The following is a 22317-nucleotide window of genomic DNA, read 5'->3' on the forward strand; positions in this document are numbered from 1 at the left end:
CACTCGTCGCCGGCAACCCCGTCGTCCAGACGCTCACGGCGATGGTCGTCGTCTCCCTCCTGACCTGGGCGGCGTCGTTCGTCGGTCTCGTGGGACTGTTCGTCCTCGCACCGCCCGTCCTCTCGCCACCGTGGGCGCTCGTCACGAGCGTGTACGCCCACAGCGGTCCCGGACACCTGCTGTCGAACGCCGTCGTCGTCGCTCTCGCCGGGAGCCTCGTCGCGTACTCGACGACGCGCCTTCGGTTTCACGCCTTCTTCGTGACGACGGGCGTACTGGCTGGACTCGCCCACGTGTGGGTCGGTGGCCTCTTCGGCCCCGCGACTGGCGTGCTCGGAGCCAGCGGTGCTGCGTTCGCACTCGTCGGCTACGTCATCACGGCGAATCCCGTCTCGACGACGGTGCTCGACCGACTCCGACTTCCGCCGCGCGTACTCGTCGTCATCGTCGCTGTCGTCGCTGGCGGACTCACGCTCCTCTTCAGTGCTCCCGGGAGCGCGCTGATTGCGCATCTCACCGGTGCCGTGCTCGGACTGTTGGCTGGACGAGTGCAGTTGCTTCGGGTCTGAGCCGACTCCTACTTCCGACTCGATATCTCGGACCGAGGAGCACGATGCCCGAATGACCCCGGATGTTTAGACACTCGTCTAAATATGTATCTAACTATCTATTTGCTCTACGACAGCACGTTCTCCGCTGTCGAATCTGGCTGGCCGATGGCATGGCTGTAGTCGTAGACCTCTCTACCGAACAGCAAGTTTTCACCGCCCCGCGACACTTATCCGCGGTATAATAATGTGCGTCCCTCCCCTCACTCGACTGTATGAGCGTTCGCCTTCTCGTACTCTCCGCCGACGCACTCTCCGTCTCTCTGACGACACTGTCGGTCCGCGTACCGAGGACCACCGGCGCTGTGGCGACCAGGATTCAGCACGCGCCGCTGTCTGAGAGCCTGCCGCTTCAGGTCGTCCCGGAGGGACAGGAGCGACTTCTCATCGGTGGCGGACTGATCGCTCTCTCGCTTCTCATCTTTGCTGTGTGGGCCATCTGGATGTTCGGCGGCGGCAGCGGCAGCGACAGCGACACAGAGTCTACCGATAGTCAAGACGCGACGCCGACAGACGCCGAACGCACCGACGAGACGTCCCGAGACGACGGTGGGGAGACGGCCCAGTCGTCGGCCGTCGCCGAGCGTCCGCCCAACTCGTCGGCCGATACCCAGCCAGCGCGTGACCGCTCCGACTTCAAGCAGACGTCCCGCAACGAGTTCTCGTGGTCCGAAGTCGACGACGAGACGGCATCGTCCTCTCCCGACGCGGCGAACGTCGACGCATCCGTACAGCGTGACGTCGCTACGTCGCTCGACGACGAGTCGAGAGTCGACGAGACAGGCGACACGTCCGCCGACCAGACTGCGGGCTCAGCCGACGACGGTTCGGTCACCGACCGTGACGAACACGCATTGGACGATGCTCGCTCTGCCCTCGACGACGGGCACTACGAGACAGCCGTCGAAGACGCGTACACGACCGCCTGTGAGGCGTTGCAGGCGCGGTACGGCGTCGAATCCGCGCGCTCTCCGGAACTGTTCTACGACCAGTGTGTGTCGAACGACGCCATCGACGAGTCGGTCACAGACTCTCTGCAGGAGCTTACTGAGGTTCACGACCGAGCGGTGTACGGCTACGGCGCAGCCACGAAAGACGACGCCGAGGAGGCGTTAGTGCACGCGACGGCGGTTTTGGAGAACTCGTCACCGAGGTAGTTCTCGGAGACGTGTGTCGTCGCCTCTCGTGTTGCTTCAGATTCACTGTGTCCGGTATACCTATATAGCGGACAAGAATCGGTAGGAATCTAGTCTTTTCGGGGACTCGAGAGGGTCAAGTTGGGGTGATTCTGTCCGACTTTAGGGAGTTGTCGGTCTCGTTAGGATTGCCTGCTACTTGGTGTATCAAGCATCAATTATATAATACTAAGAGAGTCTGTTTAATCAGTATATGAAATTCATGTTTGAGTGTAGCTGTGGTGGTGAAATATCAGAGTGGACTCGTAGTGGGGGAGACGAGATTACTACGATGGTGGAATGTTCTCACTGTGGTGCGTGCTATGCTATGACCGTCTCCAAAATGAGTTGAAGCCAGATTGTAGAATGCATCCGACTCTGAAGTATATCGGCCTCGATTGAAGCGCCAATTGATGATAGGTTTCTGAGGCCGTGCTAAATAGAGAGCGCATGTCTCGCACTCATGTCTGCAGATAGTCTCTCTGAGAAGCGAGAGAACACATCACTGTCTCCCAAAGAGAGAAACGACTATCCAAAGTCGAACTGTATCCACCTCTGTGAGCGACGAACTGGTGTACCCTACGGTTGGCCTCATCCTCGAGATCCACGCACAGATCGTTGAGGAGGGTGACAACACAGAACCAGGCGTCTGCTCGAAGAAGCCGATTACATCTGCAGTACACTACATCTCTGAAGGATACTTCGGTGAGGTCCAGAAACAATCCACCACAAAGCTGTGCACCTGATGCGCCTCTTGGTTGCTGACCACCCGTTTGTCGACGGGAACAAACGGACTGCACTTGATACAACAGCGACGTTCTACATGCTCACGGGTATACGTTCAATTACGGCGACGAGGTTAGAGCGCTGCTGAAGCGTTTTGCAACCGATTCAGAGAAGGTCGACATTGAGACGGCTGTCGTATACTTCCGTGCCTGTACACGGCGGAACAGATAAACGACGCCAGAAACAATACGACAGTAAGAGATGGCGTCCAGTACTGATTCCTCACGCTCTGCCGACGACGAGGTCCGCGAGCTCTACGAACGGTATCACGCGGCAGAGACCGACGAAGAACGCCGCGAAGTCGCGCTCAAGATGGCGCGGCTTGACAGACGCCGTCATGCGGATATCTATGCGGCCCTCGAAACCGAGTGAAGCACGTTTGAATTGTACCACTCCTGAATGGGTGGCTTTCTTTTCCGCGCCCGTATGATACGTTCTAGGTTCCTTAGTTCTAGGTTCCTTATCTCATCCAAGATACTCGACTCTCGTCCTTCAGCACCACTTTCTAATAGCAAGGTGGTAGATTTCTACGGTCATACAGAATACAGGGCGCGAGTGTATCAGCAGCGCTCTCGCGAGTTCGGTTCAGGGAGGTCGAACGAGACCCCCGTGAGGTCTTCGGAGACGTCCCAGAGACGGCGGGCGAGTGTCTCATCGTATGACCGGTCGCTCGACGGCTGGACCACCGGGTCGCCGTACATGTTCATGAAGCCGTCGGGGCCGACGTACTCGCCGCCGTCGATACTCGGGTCGAGGGCGGCGTAGAGCATCGACTCTGCGCCACGTTCGGCGCTCCGTACGATCACTGCGTTCAGGAGTCTCATCAGCAGGAGGTCGGGTCGGAACCCGCCCTGTGTGGCGCTGTGGTCCAGGAGGTTCGTCTTGGACCCACCCGGGTGGCAGCCGAGGATCTTCACGCTCGCCTTCGCCATGCGGAGTCGACGGTCAAGTTCGTATGCAAAGAGGAGGTTCGCGAGTTTCGACTGCCCGTACGCCCCCCACGCGCTGTACGACTCCTCGCCCTGGAGGTCCTCGAAGTCGATATCGCCTTTCTTGTGCCCGACACTACTCTGCACAACGACGCGGGACTCCCCCGTGGTCTGCTGTAAGACAGGGAGGAGGTGGGCGGTGAGTGCGAAGTGTCCGAGGTGGTTGACGCCGAACTGGTACTCGAATCCCTGTTTAGTCTCCGTGCGTGGGATAGCCATCACACCCGCGTTGTTACAGAGTACGTCGAGCGCGTCGTACGTCGACGTGAACCACTCGGCGAACGCCGCGACCGACTCGAGGTCGGCGAGGTCGAGCTCGTTCACGGTCAGTGACGCTCCCGGAATCTCGGCTTCGATTCGCCGTTTCGCTTCCTCGCCGCGCTCGATGCTCCGGCACGCCATCACGACGTGTGTACCCTTCTTGGCGAGACCCTTCGTCACCTCGAAGCCGAGTCCGCTGTTCGCCCCTGTCACCACGGCTGTCCCGATAGCAGGCATCTCACCAGTTACGTCGTCGACTGAATCAGTAGAATTGCGTCGTTCAGACATTGGCGATAGACAGAGAGACGGAACGAGGTGCGAGCTCATATCAGCGAACATTTCGTCGGATAGCTCACGCCCGTCCATGCTGGTGATGACTGAGATTCATGTGGATACTACAATAGCGTTTGCTAGCAACTCGTTCGTTGATAGACTCACGCTCTGTATGGCGCACGACGGTTCTGACTGGACACTGGTAGTTCGCTGAGGTCGTGCTGCATACAGGGCGCATATCTTGCAGGAAAAGCTCTGCCTCAGGAGTTAATACGACAGAGAGATACTATGAATTATGGGCAATATAGACGCAACACATCCGCTCATATTTTTCTTCGTTATACTCGCGAGTTCGATGACTGGCTTGCTTTTGGGCGGTATGTTTGGCGCTGCGATTACCACAGTTCTTGGTCTGATGATTTACGCGATTACTGCTTCCGAGGCTGAGGGAGAGATTGCTGAATAGACGCTCTCTATTCAGCACGCCGCTTCTGTCACGTTCCGGAGAGTTGAGTTCCCTGTCGGCGCAATTAGAACACACTCTCTATCGGTAGCTTGTGCTGCTTCCCCTTCTCGCGACCCGACCTGTGCCAGCCACCGCGTTCGTTCACTAATCGAAGCAACGTCGAGGGACGCATCCGACGCATCTCCGTCAGCGTTCGGTCCTCGTCGAACAGTACGAACACGACCCACGCCGTCCCGCGAGCGAACACGCATACGGCGTCGAGTACTGGTACTTCTGGCTACAGGAATCGCCGGACGTAGCGACTAGCCGGTAACTAAACGACTCGAATCACCGAAAGAGACCTCTCTTCGAGGTTGGTGATTCTGCGGAAATTGAGTGGCTGGGGAGTTAACTGGCCCCAGCCGCACTCGGCCAAGGGCCGAGTGCATGTTGGATGGGCCAACGCGGATTTGAACCGCGGACCTCCCGGTTATCAGCCGAGCGCTCAACCTGACTGAGCTATTGGCCCAGGTTGGCGCATTTACTCATTGCCGCGATTGATGTTTAAAGATTCCCTTTTGCTCTGCCTGTTGGGTCTATCGATTTTTCGCCAGACTGCGTCGTGTTCGCAGGCCACAAAACGGTGTGCTGATTCGCCCAAATGTCGCTTCGACGTCACCACTCTCGGCGTCGGAAACAGAGGAAAACGAGTGTCGACCGCTCGCCTCAGCTATCGTCTTCGAAGCGGTACGATTCGGGGTCCATGTCGTACGTCTCGTCGCCGCCGGGGAATCCGCTCGTCCAGACGGTGCCGCTGACGAACCCGTCGGCGCGCTTGTCCAGATACGGCTTCACGACGAAGCGCTTCAGGACTTCGCGGATGGGGTAGCGCGTGACTGGCACGGCGAGCAGGAAACCGATACCGTCGGTGACGAGACCGGGCGTGAGCAGAAATGCGCCGGCGGCGACGAGCAGGCCGCCGTCGAGGACTTCGTTCGTCGGCACCTCACCCATCGAGAGGCGGCGCTCGAACCGCCGCAGCGTGTGTCGGCCTTCGGCGCGGACGAGAAGCATCCCCACGAGACCGGTGAGGACGACCAGTGCGACGATGAGTGTCCAATCCAGGACGAACTGCGCTAGTGCGACGAGCGCCAGCGAGTCCGCCAGCGGGATGAGTAGCAAGAGCGCTATCAGGTAGCGCGGTTTCATGTCCATCCGTTTCCAGCGAGTGTTCATAGCCCTTTTGTCGCACGGACGGTTCGACGAGATGAGTTGTCAGAACAGTAACTCGAACGGAGGCGGTTTCGGCGATTCAGAAGATGTTCGCCTGTCGGTAGACGCTGATACCTTCGTCCGTAATCTCGTAGGGTTTCGTCTCACGGGAGTGATTCGCGTCGCGAATCTTCTGAATCTCGACGGCGAGGCGTGTCTCGCGAAAGTCCGAGGGGCGGACGTACTTGAGGACGAACACCGCGTCGGTCAGATACTCGACGATGCCGTGTCGGGAGGCGTAGGGGTTGTCTTCGCTCGCTTCGGAGGTGAGCATCGTCGTCACACCCGCGTCCTTCAGCGACCGCGTGAAGTCGAACACTTCGCTTCGGCGCTTCGAGGGGCTATCGTACATCATCTCCAGAAGCGACACGGAGTCGAGGACGAGTCGAGAGGCGTCGAACTCGTCGATGAGTCGCGGGAGGTCGTTTCGGATGCCCGCGAGGCTGTTCGCCATCTCGACGGGGTCGAGTGCGACGACGGCGAGTCGGTCCTCGTCGACGTACTGTCTGAACGGCCAACCTTTCTCCTCGGCCGTCGAGAGAATCGCCTCCTGACTCTCTTCGAGCGTGATGTAGACGGCGCTCTCGTCGTTCGAGAGTGCCTCTTCGAGGAACTGGAGACCAAACGTCGTCTTGCCGGTTCCGGCACTCCCGATGGCGACGAGCAGCGACCGCTTCGGTACGCCGCCGAGAATCATCTCGTCGAGACCGTCGATTCCGATTTTGATTCGCTCGATGTCGGACTCGAACGCTTCGTCGTCGAACGACGACGTACTGAAACTGTTCTCTCCGCCGAACTCACCGAACCCGAACTCGTCCGTATCGCCGCCGCCGAAGCCAGCACCCTCACCGAATCCGGTCGCACTGCCGCCCATACCGGATGGTCCCGGAGCGTTCTCGAAGGCGGTCGTGAAGTCCTGTGCGAACGGGTCTTCCGGCGCGGTGTCCACGGTGTCCGCGGTGTCCGCTGTTTCGGGAGTCTCAGACGAGTCCGGCGTTCCGGACGAATCGGGTCTCGGTATCGGGTCAGAGGGGACGAACGCGCCACTCCGGTCGGTGTTCGACGACCGTTCTCCGGCGTCACCGTCGCCTCTCTCCCCCGTTTCGTCCGGCTTCGCGTCGTCCGGTCTCGTTTCGTCAGACTTCGAGTCGCCGTCGTCCAGTTCACGGAGCGCCCGCTCGAACCAGTCGTCGTCAGTCATCGCAGTCACCACTCTCTCTCGGTGGGCGGGATTCGTGTGAAGCCGTCCGAACTGCCATCATCGATAGGTCGGCGGCGGGTATGATGAATGTTGCCCGTACGGAGGTCTTTTGTCGAACCGACGAGAACCGCCGGACATGAACGTCGGCATCGTCGCACAGCGCGGCAACCGCCGGGCAGCGAACCTCGCGGCCGACCTCCAGTCGCGACTGAACGAGACAGACGTCACGGTCCGATTCGACGACGAGACCGCTCACGCACTCGATACGACCGGTGTCGACGTCACCGCCTTCGCGACCTGTGACCTCGTCGTGAGCATCGGTGGCGACGGCACGTTTCTCTACGCCGCCCGTGGCGCACACGACACACCCGTCCTCGGTGTCAACCTCGGTGAAGTCGGCTTTCTCAACGCGATTCCGCCCGAATCGGCCGTCGAAGCCGTGATGGCCGAGGTGGAGGCGCTCCGAGAGGGCACGTCACACGCACGCAACGTCCCGCGACTCGCCGCCAGCGTCGGCGACTGGACGGGCGAACCCGCGGTCAACGAAGTCGTCGTCCAAGGGCCGCGTCGTGGTCGCGGCGGCGGCATCGACGTCGAAGTCCGCGTCGACGGGTCGCCGTACACCAGCGGCCACGTCGACGGCGTCCTCGTCGCGACACCGACAGGGTCGACCGCGTACAACCTCAGCGAGGGTGGCCCGCTCGTCCATCCCCGCGTCGACGGACTCGTCGTCACCGAGATGTGCGCCGACGGTGGGATGCCACCGCTCGTCGTCCCGCCGGACAGCGACGTCGTCGTCAACGTCTCGGGTGCGCACTCGGCCGTCGTCGTCAGCGACGGGCGAAACGCCCACGAGGTCGAACCACCGGTCGACGTCCACGTCGGACGGACGGACCCACCGGTCCGTCTCGCCGGTCCGGCAGCCGACTTCTTCGAAGCGCTCAACAAACTCGACTGACAGCGGCCGTGCTGTCCGTCGGTCCGTTTTCTCGCTGTTCGCACCCACTGCTACGGGTGAGTGAGTCGGAGAGAAAGAGACAGTCGCGGCGGTTCGTAGAGTTACGTCATTTCCGTTACTTTCCCCACTCGGCTTTCCGCGTCGGGCGGTCCGAGATGGCCTGCACGTCGATTGGCTCGTCGCGGGCGCGGAGGCCGTCGAGTGCGGCCTTGGCGCTGGCGTGCGTCGAGAAGTACGTCACGTCCTCCTCGACGGCGATTTCCAGTGCGTCGCGGTTGCGCGAGACGACGAGGTCGACCTTGCCCTTGCGAATCGCGTCGCCGAGGTCCTCGAACGATTCGAGGTCGAAGAACTCGCCGAAGCCATCGACGAGCGCCTGCCCTTCCTCGCTGTCGGGGGCCGGGAACTCGTCGGCCGAGAGGTCGATGACCGCCGTGCCACCCGTCGGGATGGCCTTGCCCGTCGCAGACTGCGCCTTCTCGTAAGCCTTGCCGAAGGAGGAGGCAGTGCCCATCACTTCGCCCGTGGACTTCATCTCCGGGCCGAGACGCGGGTCCGAACCCGGCAGACGGTCGAACGGCAGGACGACTTCCTTCACGCTGACCTGTTCGGGAATCTGTTCGTGAGCCTCCAGTTCGTCCAGCGTCGCCCCGGCCATCACCTTCGCGGCGAGTTTCGCGATGGGGACGCCCGTCGCCTTCGAGACATACGGGACGGTGCGCGAGGAGCGCGGGTTCGCCTCCAGCACGTAGACCTCACCGTCTTTGACGGCGAGTTGGACGTTCATCAGTCCGACCGTGTCGAGTGCGCGGGCGATGTCCTCCGTGACTTCGCGGACGCGACCGAGCGTCTCCTCGTCCAGCGAACGCGGCGGAATCATACACGCCGAGTCGCCGGAGTGGACCCCCGCGCTCTCGACGTGTTCCATCACGCCGCCGATGAGGATGCGCTCGCCGTCGGAGACGGCGTCGACGTCGAGTTCGACCGCGCCGCCGAGGAACTGGTCGACGAGGATGGGTTTGTCCGGCGAGACGCGGACGGCCTCCTCGATGTACTCCTTCAGGTCGCTGTCGTCGTAGACGACTTCCATCGCGCGGCCGCCGAGCACGTACGACGGACGCACGAGCACCGGGTAGCCGAGTTCACCGGCGAGTTCGAGCGCCTCTTCTTCGCTCGTCGCGGTGCCGCCTTTCGGCTGTTTGATGCCCAAATCGTCCATCAGCGCGTTGAAGCGGTCTCTGTCCTCTGCGAGGTCCATCGCTTCGACGGTCGTTCCGAGAACCTCACAGTCGAGGCCGCGGCGGTCGAGTTCGGCTTCGAGCGGTTCGCCGATGTTCACCGACGTTTGGCCGCCGAACTGGACCATCACACCGTCTGCACCGGTCGCCTCGATGGCGTCGGCGACTTCCTCGGCCGTGATGGGTTCGAAGAACAGGCCGTCGGAGGTGTCGTAGTCCGTCGAGACGGTCTCGGGGTTGTTGTTGACGACGTGGGCTTCGATACCCATCTCGCGGAGCGCGCGGATGGCGTGGACCGAACAGTAGTCGAACTCGACACCCTGTCCGATGCGGATTGGACCGCCGCCGACGACGACGATGCTGTCGATGTCGCGGTTGACGCGGAGTTCGCCGCCGGCGGACTCGCCTTTGAACGGGCCGGTGACGAACTCTGGTTTGCGCGAGGAGTAGTAGTACGGCGTCTGTGCGGCGAACTCGCCGGCGCAGGTGTCGACCTGTTTGTACGTGCGACCGGGAACTTGCTCTTCGACTTCCGTGACGGAGGCTCCACTCGCCGCGGCGATTTCTGCGTTCGTACGACCTGCGGTCGCCGCCTCGGTGAAGTTCCCGGCGGCGGCCGCGACTGTCGCGTCGGCGACGCGCTTGAAGCGCTCGACGTACCACTCTTTGATGCCCGTGAGGTCGATGACCTCTTCGACGGTGTAGCCACGCTCGAACGCCTCGAACATCGCGTACGGGCGGTCGGGCGTCGGTTTGACGAGATACTCTTCTTCTAGCTCCTCGTCGTCGACGTCGGCCCAGTCGGCGGCGGGGTCGTACTCGGAGGACCTGAGAGACTTCAACAGCGACTCCTCGAAGGTGCGGCCGATGGCCATCGCCTCACCCGTCGACTTCATCGCCGTGCCGAGTTCGAAGTCGACGTCGCCGAACTTGTCCTTCGGCCACCGTGGGACCTTCGTGACGACGTAGTCGATTGCTGGCTCGAAGGCCGCGGTGGTCTCGCCGGTAATCTCGTTCGTAATCTCGTGGAGGCGCTTGCCGAGAGCGACTTTCGCCGTCACGCGGGCGATGGGGTAGCCGGTCGCCTTCGACGCGAGTGCAGAGGAGCGAGAGACACGCGGGTTCACTTCGACGACGCGGTACTCGCCGCCGGGTGTGCCGTCGTCGTGCCACGCGAACTGGATGTTACAGCCACCCTGAATCCCGAGTTCACGAATGACGTCGAGTGCGGCCGTGCGCATCTCCTGGTGACCGTCGTCGGGAATGACCTGCGAGGGCGTCACGACCGTCGACTCGCCGGTGTGGATGCCCATCGGGTCGATGTTCTCCATGTTGCAGATGATGATACACGAGTCGTCGGCGTCGCGCATCACCTCGTACTCCAGTTCGACCCAGCCAGCGATGGACTCGGTGATGAGCACCTCGCTGTTACGCGAGAGGCGAAGCCCCTTGCGCACGCGTTCGATGAGTTCGTCCATCTCGTGGACGACACCGGACCCCGACCCACCGAGTGTGTAGGTGGTCCGGGAGATGACGGGCAGTCCGCCGACGGCGTCGACAGCGTCCTCGACGCGGTCGACGAGGTTCTCCTCGGTAATCGACTCGACCGACTCGCCCTCGTCGAGCGAGATGGTCGTCGAGGAGGGAACGGGCTGGCCGATGTTCTCCATGCGCTTGCGGAAGAGGTCGCGGTCCTCCGTCGCGTAGATGGTGTCGAGCGGCGTGCCCATGATCTCGACGTCGAACTCTTCGAGGACGCCCTCTTCGGCCAACTCGGCGGTGACGTTCAGACCGGTCTGGCCGCCGAGTCCGGCGATGACGCCGTCGGGGCGCTCTTTCTCGATGATCTCCGAGATGGCGTCGGTCGTGATGGGTTCGATGTAGACGCGGTCGGCCATCTCCGGGTCGGTCATGATGGTCGCGGGGTTGGAGTTGACGAGAACGACTCGGGCCCCTTCCTCTTGGAGTGCGCGGCAGGCCTGCGCACCGGAGTAGTCGAACTCCGCTGCTTGGCCGATTTGGATGGGTCCACTTCCGATGAGCAGGATGGTTCTCTGCTCCGCTGACTGAGACGTGGGTTCGCTTCCCTCGGCGGTGTTCTCGTCGGTCATTATCGGGGAGAAATCCGTACATCGTAATAAGCCCGGCGAAAGATTACGAGGTCCGAAGGAGTTTTGCGAATTTCGAAATCTGGCTCGTGAGAACCGTCACCGACGTGAGGGAGTCGAGATATCGCCGTCTATCGAGCGTGAGACCCGGTCTCGGCGTTACGTGACACGGGAGAACAGAACCCGAAGTGACCACAGTCGACGGTGATTGTTTACTACAGTTCTCTCCAAGACAGAGGAATTATCAATCTTCCACCTCGTGGAATCTATCGGACGTCACCTCTCACGAGGGATGAGAACGCGACGTGCTGGGACACGTCGCGGGTGGCTTCCAAAAACCTCCGGGCAAGGGGTTTTCAAAGCCGTGCGGCAGTTGTAACTGGGATACAATAACTGTTGGTCACTGAACGGCGAGCACAAGCTATATTACACCCTTTCGGCCATTCAGAAGAGTATTCGATACCGAATCGGTCGGTGTTTCGCACCGTCGACCCCTCTGGCGGGCGTAGTCCACGAGACAGGCGTAGCGGTGGACCGCTACAGGTACGACTCGTCGTAGTCGTCGTCCGGTCGTCGGACGTTCCCACAGTTTTCACACTCGAGTCGTTCCATGCTGTCCATCGAGACGTCCGTCGACCCGCAGTTCGTGCAGTAGTACCCATACTCCTCGGTACGGTTCTCGTCGGTGTAGGCCGCGACGAACGCGCCCTCGGTCCCCTGTAACACGTCGTCGTCGAGATGGACCGTCTGTCCGTCGTCGGTCGTTGTGGTGTCCGGCCAGTCGGAGTCGGTGTGTTCGGTGTCTCTCGCGTCGTCTCCCGACTCCACGTCGGAACTCTCGGCGAACGCGTACTCGACGACTTCGAGGCCACCGATATCGGTCTGCCACTCATCCGTCTGTCCGTAGCCGAACCGCTCGAAGAACGCTCCGGCGGCAGTGTTCGACGAGAGGACGACGCCGCGAACGTCTTCGACTCCTTCGGCTTCGAGTTCCTCGACGGCCTGCTCGAACAGCGTCGTCCCGACGCCGACGCCGCGACGCTCCGGGTCGACGTGGAGCCAGCGAATCGTTCCCTCGTCGGCACTCGTCGTCGCGAACCCCGCGAGTACTCCGTCTTGCTCCGCGACGAGCGTCGTTCCGTCGTCCTCTCCGAACTGCGTTCGGAGCGACTCAACGTCGAACTTCGCGCTGAGAATCGTCTCGATGTCCTGCGGACTGAGCGCGTAGGCTTGCGTGAACGTACTCTCGGCGATCTCTCGAACTCGCTCGGCGTCGTCTGACTCGGCCGAACGGACCGAGAGGGTGTCGCTCATCGAATCAGTCCTCCTGCAACTTCTGGACCGCTTCGGCACCGCAGTTGGGACACTCCACCGGGAGTCCATCCTCCAGTTCGCCCATCTCGCCGCACTCGTCGCAGCGCCACATGATGTACCCCTCTCCGAACTCCTGTCCGGGATTGTGTTCCTGCTCGGTGGAGTCGAGGCTCTCCTCCTGAATCGACACTTCGAACCCGTCGTCCGTCGTCTCGGTGACGATACCCAGTTCGTCACCGTCGTCATCGTAGACGACCGTTCCCGGTTCTACCGGACTTTGCTCGGTATCGGAGGTAGTCTCGTCTGTCATCGAACTAGCTTCGCCTACCAGACGGTTCACTGTGGTGGCCACTCAGATTCACGAGCGGAGGGACACGGAACGGACGAAGGCACGTAACGTACAGAAGAGCAACTCAGACGTAGACGTCGTCGGCGCTCAAGTCGCGCTGGTCGCGGTACTGGTCGACGAACTCTTGGACGTCGAAGTCGAGCATCTGCGATTCGAACTCCGCCGTCGCGTTCGGGTCCTCGGAGTGACTGACGGCGTGTTCCATCAACTCGACGATGAGTTCGACGATAATCTCGTGGAGCCTTCGAGAGTCGAACTCCGTCACCCACACCATCGAGTAGCCGACGTCGTGGTCTTCGGTGACGTCTTCGGAGACGACCTGTTGGGGAAACTCTTCGAGGACGATGCCGAGCATGTGCGGCGTGTCGAACTCGGGCATCTCCTCGCTCGTTGTCTCGATAGCCTCTCGCAACACCTCGACGAGGAACTCCGGGATGAAGCGGTCCGGGGGGTGGATGTCCATGACGACGGCGTGGCTCTCACCACACGCGCAATCGAACTCACGCATCCCCATGTCGAGGTCACGAATCCGTTTCTCCTCGCCACAGGGGAGTTCGAGTACGTCGCCGCCCCCGCCCGGCACACGCGGTTCTGCCATGGAGGGTCTTTGTCGATTGGGTCGTTTAAACGTCGCGCTCTCGGGCTTGGGAAGAGGGTTGCAGTCGAGGTTCTTCGACGCTCGAAATAGTAAGGCGTTTGACGCACGCTCGTGTCCCGTTCACCATCTCTCGATGACGGACGGAGACGACCGACAGTACCGACGGCCACGGGCGATACTCTGTCTCGTCGTCGCACTGTTCTCGGCGACGGTGTTCCTACTCCACGTGGAACCGCCGTACGTGCGTGGCGTCGTGGTGAGCCTCGTTCTCGGCGTGTGGGGCGTCGGAGACTTACTTCAACCTCAGATAGCCAGGTGGCTCGACAGCGCTACCGCCCGGACGACCGGTCTCTTCTGGGTCGCTGTCGGTGTCGGACTCGGCACGGGGAGCGTCCTCGCCTCGACGATTATCAACAAACTCGGCTGGGGTGTGCTTCTCGGCGCGGGTGTCGTCGTCTACGGTATGTTCGTCGCCGTGACCGATTGACACCAGAACCAGTCTCGCCGGTGCTCTCCCTCAAGGCCGCGGTGTCGAGTTCTCCCTCTGTACATTCGATGCAAATCACACTATCTAATTGTCACGAGACGACATCCAGAGACGTCCCCATGCAGTTCAGTTCCGGTGAGAAACGACGGTTGAAGCTGATAGCACTCGCGGCGCTCAACGCGACACCGCTCGGTGGTGTCGTGGTTCTCGGCTGGTCACTGTCGGCGCTGTTGGTCGTGTACTGGGTCGAACTCGGGGCGTGCCTCGGGTTCGCCGCACTCGAAGGACTGTTCGCGGAGAAACGGCCCGGCTACGACGCCGACGGGTTCTCGTGGTTGGTCGTTGGGGCGCTGTCGTAGAAGCGCGGTCGGTTCTCGGTTCCGGGCTTCCCGCTGTCTATTCAACCGGCGAACCTCCCAGCGATCGTGTTGGCCATCGTGATTGGTGGTCTCGGGTGGGTCGTGTTCGGTGCTGTCGGCGTCGGCGGTGTCGGTGCGGCCACAGAGGCGGGTATGAGCGACTCTGCATCGGTATCGGCCGGACTGGGAATCGTCGCCGTGACGGTCGGACGGGCCGTCGAGGCGGGGAGCTACTTCGTCGACAGAGAGTACGAGTCGGTATCGGCTCAGGAACCACTTCGGTCGGCCCTCGTCGCCGTGGCGGGCATCGGTTCTGCGTTGTTCGTCGGCGGCGGGTTCGTACTCGCCGGTGCGCCCGGACCGCTCGTCTTGGTCGCAGTGTTCACGGTGAAGTTTCTCGCAGACGTCGTCGACGTCTACCGTGAGCGACTGGAGTCGTTCGACGAACGCACATCTGCCGACTTTGGACTCGCCACCGAGAGTTCTCACTGGGAGCCAATCGACACAACGTTCGACGACTCTCCAGAGACTGTCCGCCCCAAGCGGTCGGCACTCCTCGTGGATGGTCTACTCCGTGGTGTTCGGTCACCGGCCGCCCTGTTGGTGGCGACGCCACTGGTGCTCCTCGGACTCCTCGCCGTCACGAATTCCGGCGGCACGCCGTCCGTCTTCTTCGTTCCAACGGCGATACTGTTCGGCACGTTCGCCGTGTTCGGCGTCTTCGACCGCCTGTATCGGTATCTGTGTATGGAGTATCGAATCGCCGGGGACGCGGTCGGCTACGACCGCTTGCTCGGCCCACAGTGGCGACTCTCCCGTGAGCGACTCGCGAGCGCAGAGCGCACGCGGACGGTGACCGACCGATTATTCGGGACGGAGACGCTGCTCGTCGACGTCGACGACCGAACACGCAGACTGCCACACCTCTCATCGCGCGCCGTCGCCCACGTGCTCGGCTATCCCTGACAGCATATAGAGCCAGATACAGAGACCACACCTCGAAGCCCTTACCCGACACCGCTCCCCACTCTCCTACATGGACGACCAGACGCACGTCGAGTGGCGCGAGTGGGGACAGGAAGCCTTCGACGAGGCGCAGGAGTCGAACAAACCGGTCCTCCTCTCGCTGTCGGCGACGTGGTGTGCCAGTTGCCACGAGATGGACACCGAGACGTACGCCGAACCGCGCATCGCCGCCAACGTCAACGACGGGTTCGTGCCGGTTCGCGTCGACGTCGACAGACACCCTCGCGTGCGCGAACGCTACAACATGGGCGGATTCCCGACGACGGCGTTTCTCACACCCGAGGGGAAACTGCTCACGGGCGCGATGTATCTCGGCCCCGACGGGATGCGACAGGTGCTCGACCGGGTTCGGGAGATGTGGGACGCGAAAGGCTCGGAAGCGGGCCGCGTTCCGCGCGCGCTCGCCGGGAACCCGACGCCCGCCGGAGAGGTCACGCCCGCCATCGAGGAACATCTCGCGGGGCAACTGGGCGAGAAGTACGACCCGCAGTTCGCCGGGTGGGGAAGCGACGCGAAGTTTCCGATGCCGCGAACCGTCGAGTTCGCGCTGAAACGCGAACGCGACCAAGCGCTCCGGTCGCTCGACGCCGTCCGCGACCACCTGCTCGACGACGTCGCTGGCGGGTTCTTCCGCTACGCGGCCAACCGCGATTGGAGCGACGTCAACCACGAAAAACTCCTCGACACCAACGCCGCGTTGGTCCGCGCCTTCGCCAACGCCTACCTCTACACCGGCGACGAGATGTATCGAGAGCCAGCGGCCGAGACTATCGACTACCTCACCGACGACCTCTGGACCGGTCTCGCTGTCGGCGGCAGTCAGGGACCCGCCGAGGGCCGCGACTACTACCTGCTCGACGCCGAGGAGCGGATGGAAGAACGACGCCCTCGGACCGACCTGACGGTCTTCGCCGGCGGGAACGCTCTCGCCGCCGAGGCACTGCTGACCTACCACGCCTACACCGACGACGACCACGCCCGAGAGTACGCAGAGCGTATCCTCGACAGCCTCCAGACGGACCTCGTGGGCCGAGAACGCGAGGGTGTCGTCACGCACTACGTCGCCGGCGACGACGTCGGCGAGTCGCTCCTGCTCGAAGACCACGCTCGCGTCGTCGCGGCGTTCTGTCGCGCCGAACAGGTGCTCGGCGAGGGTGTCGACGTCGCCCGTGCCGTCGCCGACGTCGCCATCGACGAACTGTTCGACGAGGGGTCGTTCCGCGACGGGCGGAGCGAGGGGCCGGGGATGCTCGACAGACCGCTTCGTCCCATCGACAGCACCGTCGAGATGGCCGACGCGCTTCTCGACCTCGCGCTTCTCACCGACGACGAGCGGTACCGTGACGTCGCTCGGGAGTCCGTCGCGGCGTTCGCCGGCGCGGCCGACCGTATCGGCGTCCAAGTCGCGAGTTACGGCGGAGTCGCCGCTCGACTCTGTCGCGACCCACTCGTCGTCGCCGTCGCAGACGACGTTGGCTCGGACCTGCACCGCGCCGCCCTCCGCATCGCCGACCACGAGAAAGTCGTCATTCCCGACGCCGACGACGTCGACGACGCCTACGAGTCGGGGACGGCGTACTTGCTCGACGGCGACGAGCGGCGGGCCGCCGAGACGCCGGAGGAACTGATGGCGACGGTGGCCGAACACGCTCGTCTCTGAGCGGAGAGAAACGCGAACGAACCAACTGACCATCGGTGTAAACGTCCGATGTGTTTTTATCTGTGGCAATCGATGTGAGACTATGGCTGACCTTCGGGACCTCGGACTGTCTGAGTACGAAGCCCGCGCGTATCGGGCACTCCTCCGAACCGGACCAACAACAGCGAAAGAGTTGTCGCGTGCGAGTGACGTACCGATGGGCCGCATCTACGACGTGCTCAACACGCTCGAACAGTACAGTCTCGTCCGCAGTCAAGCGGCGAGCAGGCCGAAGAAGTACGTCGCCGTCGAACCCGACACCGCACTCGACAGACTGCTCGAAGACAAACGCAAGGAACTGGAGGAGAAGGCCCGCCAGTACGAGGGTATCGTCGACGAGTTGGTCGACGAACTCGACGCCACAGAACCCGTCGAAGGGCAGTTCTGGACGGCCGCCGTCGGCCCCGACGAGACGCTCGACCTCCTGCTCGAGCGACTCGCGGCGGCCGACCGTCACATCGTCATGGTCGCCGGGTCGTCGTCCGTTCAGTTCGACTTGGGTGAAGTGGGCGAACTCGTCGCCGAGGAACTGGAGCAGGCGCTCACTCGCGGTGTCGAGGTCATGTTGCTCATGTCGCCGGAACTCGTCGAGACGCTTCCGCCGAGTGTCGGCGAGCGTTACACCGACCACCTCGTCGACCATCCGCGGTTCGAGGTCCGGACGACGGAGAACGTCTCGGGGACGTTCAACCTCATCGACGACACCGAAGTCTGCATCGAGGTGCCGAACCCGCTCGACCCCGGCGAGACGTTCGCGATGATAGACCTCAAGGACCCGGAGTTCGCGACGGACGTCCGGCAGGTCTTCGACCCGCGCTGGGAGAACGCCAAGGTGTTGTCACTTTGACCCGGTAGAAGTACGACCGCTTGAGGAGGTTCTCTCTCCAGTACGATTACGTGTGAGAACGCTTATACGAGAAGATCCGGACAAGCAGCCTCGCTGTCGACAGTTTCGAATCCCCAACGACAGAGTCAACCAGATCGCGTTACCACGAGGACCGGGACGTCGACGGTCCGAAGCACGGTCGAAGCGACGCTGCCGAGAAGTTGACGTCTGAGATTCGACCGGCCGTGCGAACCCATGACGACGAGGTCTACCTCGTTTTCCTCGACGTACTCACGGATACCGGCAGCGGTCCCTTCGAACGACGCTGTCCGCTCGACGGCAGTCTTCACAGTCAGATCTGGGGCGGATTCCTCGACCTCGTCTGCAACCTTCTCGACGGCTTCTCGCCCTCTCTCGTCGAGTCGTTCGAGGAACTCCTTTTCGAGGCCCCCAGCGTCGAAGGCGCCGCCTGCAGCCTGCAGGTCCACGATGTTCAACACGTGAACCTCCGAACCGTATCGCTGGGCCACCGCTATCCCGTGGGGAATCACCGCCTCGGCGTTCTCACTTCCGTCCGTCGTGATGAGAACTCGTGAATAGTCGGCCTCCATCTCATCCGTATCGTCTCCGTCCGGGACGACGAGGACAGGGATGTCACTTCGATGGAGGAGGTCCTCGGTGACACCGCCCAGGAGACGCCGACCGAGCCCGGTCAATCCCTGTCTGCCGACGACGATCAGATCCGCGTCTTGTTCGGCCGCGTACTCGCTAATCTGGACAGCGGGCTTACCTTCGGCCAACTTCGTCGTGACCGGCTGGTCAAGTTCTGCCGCAACCTCCTCGATTGTCGTTAGAGTTGTCTCCCTACGTTCTCGTAACTGGGTTTTCTCGGCAGCGGTTTTCGTGAGCCAGAGTGAACTCTGATCGACGACGGAAAGAACGTCGACGGTCGCTCCAAAGACACGAGCGAGTAGGAGGCCACGTCGTGCTGCTCGCTTGGCTTCTGTACTCCCATCCACGGCGATCACGATACGGTCGTACATTCTGGATAGCTGTTTCTCTAGGAATCTCTTTACCGTTTGGTAGAGCCATTTCGCCGGACGAGACGCAATCAGAGCGTGTCTCGTACGTACACAACCAGCTGACGTTCGGCTGTGCGCTCTACGTGGTCGATGTCGACGAGACGTGGAAACGCTCGTGGCTGTACGAGTCGACGAGGACCGAAACCGTGGTTTCTCGCGGTTTATCGCGGTTTACTGCCCGAGTTCCGCGCGGAGTTGCTCCATCGTCACTTCGCGTTCGGCGTGTGCGTTGTGCTGGTGGATCGACTCGTCGTTCGACTGTTTCATGTGGACGACGGCGTTGTCCGGGAGGTGGTCGAACTGGTCGACGACCGACTCGGCCAACGAGCGAACGCAGTCCTCGACGAACTTGGCGTCCGCGTGGGCGTGGTAGGTCATGTGGTCCTCGTCGGGGCGCTTGGCAAGGTTGTAGATACGGGCGCTCATCGAGTCGCGAGCGGCGTCGACGAGGTCGATGAGGTCGACGTCGGGCGACCCGTCGCTGGTGATGGTGAGTGTCGCGTGGCCGCGCTGGGAGTGGCCCGGTTGCGGCACCTTGTCGAGGAACTCGTCGACGGTCTCTCTGTCGACGTCGAGGTCATCGAGCACGTCGCGTGCGCGGGACTCCGACATCCCTTGTGAGCAGGGACAGACGGTCATGCCGACGACTTCTGCACCGATCTCCTCGCGAGTTCCCTCTTCTGTCGCCGTGGCGCTGGCGATGATGTCGACCGAACTCTGGGTCTGGAGTTCGCTCGCAGGCGTGTCTTCGCGGATGATGAGTTCGGCGGTCATCTTGACCTCCGCCGTCGTCGTGTAGTCGTGTTTGGCGAGGAGGCGCTCTGCCGCCTGTCCGCAGAGGTCTTCGACGCGGTAGGTAGGTTCGCTGACCGCCTCTTCGAGCACCTCGTCGATGACCTGCATGTTGCGACTCATGTCGATACCCTTCCGGCCGCCCGGAAGGTCGACGAACACTTCGAACTCCGCCATCAGGATGAGCGGGCGCTTGCCGTCGCGGGCGACTTTGACGAGTTTCTCGACGCCAGTGACGCCGACCTGACTCAGCCCGACGGTTACGTCCGGCTTCGTCGCCTGGACGTCGGGCAGTTGGTGACTCATTATCGGGTCAGTAGGAGTCTCGTCGATTAGGGCTTTCGATAGCGGAACCACCAGAAAGAGTGGGTCTCAGTGGCTCAGGGCCAGTCGTCGCGCGTCTCGGTCTCGAAGGGGTCTTCCTCGTCGGCGCTGTCGCCGGCGAGTTCCCATCCGGCAGCTTCGGCGGCGTCCTCGACGTGGAGAAACTCCCACTCACAGGCTTCGGCGGTCGCTTTGTCCTCGTCGCTCGTGCCGACGAACACGTGACGGTCGGTGTCGAACTGTCGTTTCACGTTCTCTAGACTCTCTTCGACGCCGCGCGGGCCGGAGAAGAAGTCCTGACGGATGCGCTCTTTGCGTGTGAAGTTGGTGACGACGTAGGTCGGCTTCTCACTGACGACACCCACGTACTTCGTCCACTGTCGGGCGTCCTCGAAGACGGCGTTCGGGTCGGCGACGTCTTTCAGCGCCTCCAACTCGAACGCGAGCGTCATCGTCCCACTGTTGTCCATATCCTACAGTCACGTCGGGCGGCGCAAAACGGCTTCGGTCGTCTCTCGACGCCTCTCTCCGACGGAGCGAGCGAACCGCTCGTGGTGACAGACTTAGCTACGAAAGAGACGATTCAGGCGACGTGGAGGTAGTCGGTGAAGACGACGACGTCGTCCGCTCGGAGGTCCTCCGGGAGCACGTTCGGAACGGCGTCGTCGCTCGCCCAAGCGATGACGTACTCCTGTGCCGACTCACTCAACTGGTCGAAGTGTCTGACGCGTGCTGATGGGTGGACTCGGTCTACGCGTGACAGTGACCGTTCGAGTGGTGCGACGGACTGTGACATACGATATCAATAACCACGTTACGTGATAAATGTTACTCTCATCACTAGTCATGTGCAGGAAAACGGATCACGTCCCGGAGAGAGCAAACGAGAACTGAGAGACGAGTTCGGATTACTGCTCTTGGGTCGGCGCGAGGTCGTCGGGGTCGAACTTCTTCTGCATCAGGACCTCTTTCTGGTCGCCGACGACGCGCTCTTCTTTCATCAGACGCTTGTACGCGCTCTGCGGCGCGAGGTCGCCGATGAGGACGCCGCCGACGATTTTGCCGTCCTTCAGTGCGAGGCGGCGGTACTCGGTGTCGGAGTACTTCTTCTCGACTTCGTCGTCGCCGATGGTCGGGTGGCCGAAGGAGAGGAACGGGAAGTCGAAGTGGGTGATGGAGTACGAGGAGACCCAGCGGAACTCCGCGGACTCGGGGTCGACCATGTTCTTCGCGGCGATGGTTCCCTGCTCTTTCGCACTGCCCCACGACCCGTTCTGCCCGTACTCGCCGAGGATGGTGTCGTAGAACCGCGTGAGGTCGCCGGCCGCGTAGATGTCGTCGACACTCGACTGCATATGCTGGTCGACGACGACGCCGCCGTCCTGCTTCACGCTGGTGCCCTGCAGAATCTCGGTGTTGAAGTTCAGGCCGATGGCGACGCCCGCCCAGTCACACTCGAAGCGGTCACCGTTCGGGTCGACGGCGGCCGTCACGTGGCCGTCGTCGTCCGTCTCGAAGTGGTCGACACCGCTGCCGAAGACTGGTTCGACGCCGATGTCGCGCATCGCGTTGTGCATGATCTCGGCACCCTCGACGGAGAGTGCGTAGCGCCACCAGGCGTCACCGCGCATCAGGTACTTCGCCTCGATGTCCTGTGCGCCGGAGATGGCCGCGAGGTCGATACCGAGCAGTCCGGCACCGACGATGACGGCTTTCTCGCCGGATTCGGCGCTCTCTTTGATGCGACGGGCGTCCTGGAACGTCCAGAAGTGGTGGATGCCCTCGGCGTCACTGTTGTCGACGGGCAGTTGGGTCGGCGTGCCACCCGTGGCGACGAGCAGTTTGTCGTAGTCGATGACCTCCTCCTCGTGGGTTTCGAGGGTGTGCGCGTCGGGGTCGAGGTTCTTGACGTGCGTGTTCAAGCGCAGTTCCACGTCGCGCTCGTCGTACCACGACTCGTCGTGGATGGAGATTGGCGCTTCGGGGAGTTTGCCTTTGGCGAACTCCTTGATGAGAATCCGATTGTAGAGGGCTTCCCCCTCGTCGGTGATGACGGTGATGTCGGCGTCGGGTGCCTCCTCTCGGAGGGTCTCAGCGGCGGAACTCCCTGCGATTCCGTCGCCGATGATCACATACGACTCTGTCAT

Annotated in this window: 23 protein-coding genes, 1 tRNA gene and 1 pseudogene; 11 read left to right on the top strand and 14 right to left on the bottom strand. The window is 62.0% G+C overall.

All coding sequences use genetic code 11. The features are described 5' to 3' along the window. The first annotated feature begins 41 nt into the window (after window positions 1-41). The 4 genes and pseudogenes from BM083_RS05470 (at window position 42) to BM083_RS23160 (ending at window position 2941) form a co-directional block, all read left to right on the top strand. Window positions 42-569, top strand: coding sequence for a rhomboid family intramembrane serine protease (locus BM083_RS05470; protein WP_089868385.1), 528 nt, complete (start codon window positions 42-44; stop codon window positions 567-569). Between the two features lie 254 nt (window positions 570-823). Further along, complete coding sequence (locus BM083_RS05475; protein WP_089866812.1) at window positions 824-1765, top strand: hypothetical protein; 942 nt, start codon at window positions 824-826, stop codon at window positions 1763-1765. Between the two features lie 575 nt (window positions 1766-2340). Further along, window positions 2341-2740, top strand: a pseudogene (locus BM083_RS24120) (type II toxin-antitoxin system death-on-curing family toxin). Window positions 2741-2770: 30 nt separating this feature from the next. Then, on the top strand, window positions 2771-2941 hold the full coding sequence (locus BM083_RS23160; RefSeq protein WP_177197546.1) for a hypothetical protein: 171 nt from the start codon (window positions 2771-2773) through the stop codon (window positions 2939-2941). A 188-nt stretch (window positions 2942-3129) separates the two neighbouring features. On the opposite strand, the gene BM083_RS05485 is transcribed toward BM083_RS23160, so the two are convergent. Then, entirely contained in the window at window positions 3130-4056 is a 927-nt protein-coding gene (locus BM083_RS05485) for an oxidoreductase (protein WP_394327582.1), read from the bottom strand. A 331-nt stretch (window positions 4057-4387) separates the two neighbouring features. Between BM083_RS05485 and BM083_RS23165 the strand changes: the two genes are divergently transcribed. Next, complete coding sequence (locus tag BM083_RS23165; RefSeq protein ID WP_177197547.1) at window positions 4388-4558, top strand: hypothetical protein; 171 nt, start codon at window positions 4388-4390, stop codon at window positions 4556-4558. Window positions 4559-4622: 64 nt separating this feature from the next. On the opposite strand, the gene BM083_RS05490 is transcribed toward BM083_RS23165, so the two are convergent. From BM083_RS05490 to BM083_RS05505, 4 genes are all read right to left on the bottom strand, one after another. Continuing rightward, window positions 4623-4805 (bottom strand): PD-(D/E)XK family putative nuclease, encoded by a 183-nt coding sequence (locus BM083_RS05490; protein ID WP_089866818.1) that lies wholly within the window; start codon window positions 4803-4805, stop codon window positions 4623-4625. A 187-nt stretch (window positions 4806-4992) separates the two neighbouring features. Further along, a tRNA-Ile gene (locus tag BM083_RS05495) sits at window positions 4993-5066 on the bottom strand. A 197-nt stretch (window positions 5067-5263) separates the two neighbouring features. Further along, window positions 5264-5746 carry an FxsA family protein gene (locus BM083_RS05500; RefSeq protein ID WP_049893999.1) on the bottom strand — a complete coding sequence of 161 codons (483 nt, stop codon included), beginning with the start codon at window positions 5744-5746 and terminating at the stop codon, window positions 5264-5266. Window positions 5747-5849: 103 nt separating this feature from the next. Next, window positions 5850-7010: a KaiC domain-containing protein gene (locus BM083_RS05505; protein ID WP_089868387.1), complete on the bottom strand. Its 1161-nt coding sequence runs from the start codon at window positions 7008-7010 to the stop codon at window positions 5850-5852. A 136-nt stretch (window positions 7011-7146) separates the two neighbouring features. On the opposite strand from BM083_RS05505, the gene BM083_RS05510 reads away from it, so the two are divergent. Further along, complete coding sequence (locus BM083_RS05510) at window positions 7147-7968, top strand: NAD(+)/NADH kinase (RefSeq protein ID WP_089866821.1); 822 nt, start codon at window positions 7147-7149, stop codon at window positions 7966-7968. 115 nt (window positions 7969-8083) lie between these two features. Here the strand turns inward: BM083_RS05510 and carB are convergent, their stop codons facing one another. From carB to BM083_RS05530, 4 genes are all read right to left on the bottom strand, one after another. Further along, the gene (gene carB, locus BM083_RS05515; RefSeq protein WP_089866825.1) at window positions 8084-11317 is read right to left on the bottom strand and encodes a carbamoyl-phosphate synthase large subunit; all 3234 of its coding nucleotides are present in this window, start codon (window positions 11315-11317) and stop codon (window positions 8084-8086) included. A gap of 534 nt (window positions 11318-11851) precedes the next feature. Next, window positions 11852-12628 (bottom strand): GNAT family N-acetyltransferase, encoded by a 777-nt coding sequence (locus tag BM083_RS05520; RefSeq protein WP_177197548.1) that lies wholly within the window; start codon window positions 12626-12628, stop codon window positions 11852-11854. Window positions 12629-12632: 4 nt separating this feature from the next. After that, window positions 12633-12938, bottom strand: a complete 306-nt coding sequence (locus tag BM083_RS05525; protein WP_089866832.1) for a DUF7130 family rubredoxin-like protein — start codon at window positions 12936-12938, stop codon at window positions 12633-12635. A 103-nt stretch (window positions 12939-13041) separates the two neighbouring features. Beyond that, entirely contained in the window at window positions 13042-13575 is a 534-nt protein-coding gene (locus BM083_RS05530) for a DUF5815 family protein (RefSeq protein WP_089866834.1), read from the bottom strand. Window positions 13576-13708: 133 nt separating this feature from the next. Between BM083_RS05530 and BM083_RS05535 the strand changes: the two genes are divergently transcribed. From BM083_RS05535 to BM083_RS05550, 5 genes are all read left to right on the top strand, one after another. Beyond that, a complete protein-coding gene (locus BM083_RS05535) occupies window positions 13709-14062 on the top strand; it encodes a hypothetical protein (RefSeq protein WP_089866838.1) in 354 nt (117 codons plus the stop codon). Between the two features lie 119 nt (window positions 14063-14181). After that, window positions 14182-14421, top strand: a complete 240-nt coding sequence (locus BM083_RS24060; RefSeq protein ID WP_342707932.1) for a DUF6498-containing protein — start codon at window positions 14182-14184, stop codon at window positions 14419-14421. A gap of 78 nt (window positions 14422-14499) precedes the next feature. Beyond that, complete coding sequence (locus BM083_RS05540) at window positions 14500-15387, top strand: hypothetical protein (protein ID WP_342707933.1); 888 nt, start codon at window positions 14500-14502, stop codon at window positions 15385-15387. A 16-nt stretch (window positions 15388-15403) separates the two neighbouring features. Then, window positions 15404-17107 carry a DUF255 domain-containing protein gene (locus tag BM083_RS05545; RefSeq protein ID WP_281244169.1) on the top strand — a complete coding sequence of 568 codons (1704 nt, stop codon included), beginning with the start codon at window positions 15404-15406 and terminating at the stop codon, window positions 17105-17107. Window positions 17108-17189: 82 nt separating this feature from the next. Continuing rightward, window positions 17190-17993, top strand: coding sequence for a TrmB family transcriptional regulator (locus tag BM083_RS05550; protein ID WP_009375476.1), 804 nt, complete (start codon window positions 17190-17192; stop codon window positions 17991-17993). 125 nt (window positions 17994-18118) lie between these two features. Here BM083_RS05550 and BM083_RS05555 read toward each other — a convergent pair whose 3' ends face one another. From BM083_RS05555 to BM083_RS05575, 5 genes are all read right to left on the bottom strand, one after another. Then, on the bottom strand, window positions 18119-19015 hold the full coding sequence (locus BM083_RS05555; RefSeq protein WP_089866844.1) for a universal stress protein: 897 nt from the start codon (window positions 19013-19015) through the stop codon (window positions 18119-18121). Window positions 19016-19225: 210 nt separating this feature from the next. Then, window positions 19226-20152 carry a GTP cyclohydrolase MptA gene (mptA, locus tag BM083_RS05560; protein ID WP_049893940.1) on the bottom strand — a complete coding sequence of 309 codons (927 nt, stop codon included), beginning with the start codon at window positions 20150-20152 and terminating at the stop codon, window positions 19226-19228. Between the two features lie 74 nt (window positions 20153-20226). Then, window positions 20227-20640, bottom strand: coding sequence for a DUF7124 domain-containing protein (locus BM083_RS05565; protein WP_089866847.1), 414 nt, complete (start codon window positions 20638-20640; stop codon window positions 20227-20229). A gap of 113 nt (window positions 20641-20753) precedes the next feature. Next, window positions 20754-20966 carry a DUF7979 domain-containing protein gene (locus tag BM083_RS05570; protein WP_089866852.1) on the bottom strand — a complete coding sequence of 71 codons (213 nt, stop codon included), beginning with the start codon at window positions 20964-20966 and terminating at the stop codon, window positions 20754-20756. Window positions 20967-21078: 112 nt separating this feature from the next. Continuing rightward, window positions 21079-22317: an NAD(P)/FAD-dependent oxidoreductase gene (locus tag BM083_RS05575; RefSeq protein WP_089866855.1), complete on the bottom strand. Its 1239-nt coding sequence runs from the start codon at window positions 22315-22317 to the stop codon at window positions 21079-21081.

It is taken from the genome of Halogranum rubrum, assembly GCF_900114455.1.
GTDB lineage: Archaea > Halobacteriota > Halobacteria > Halobacteriales > Haloferacaceae > Halogranum > Halogranum rubrum.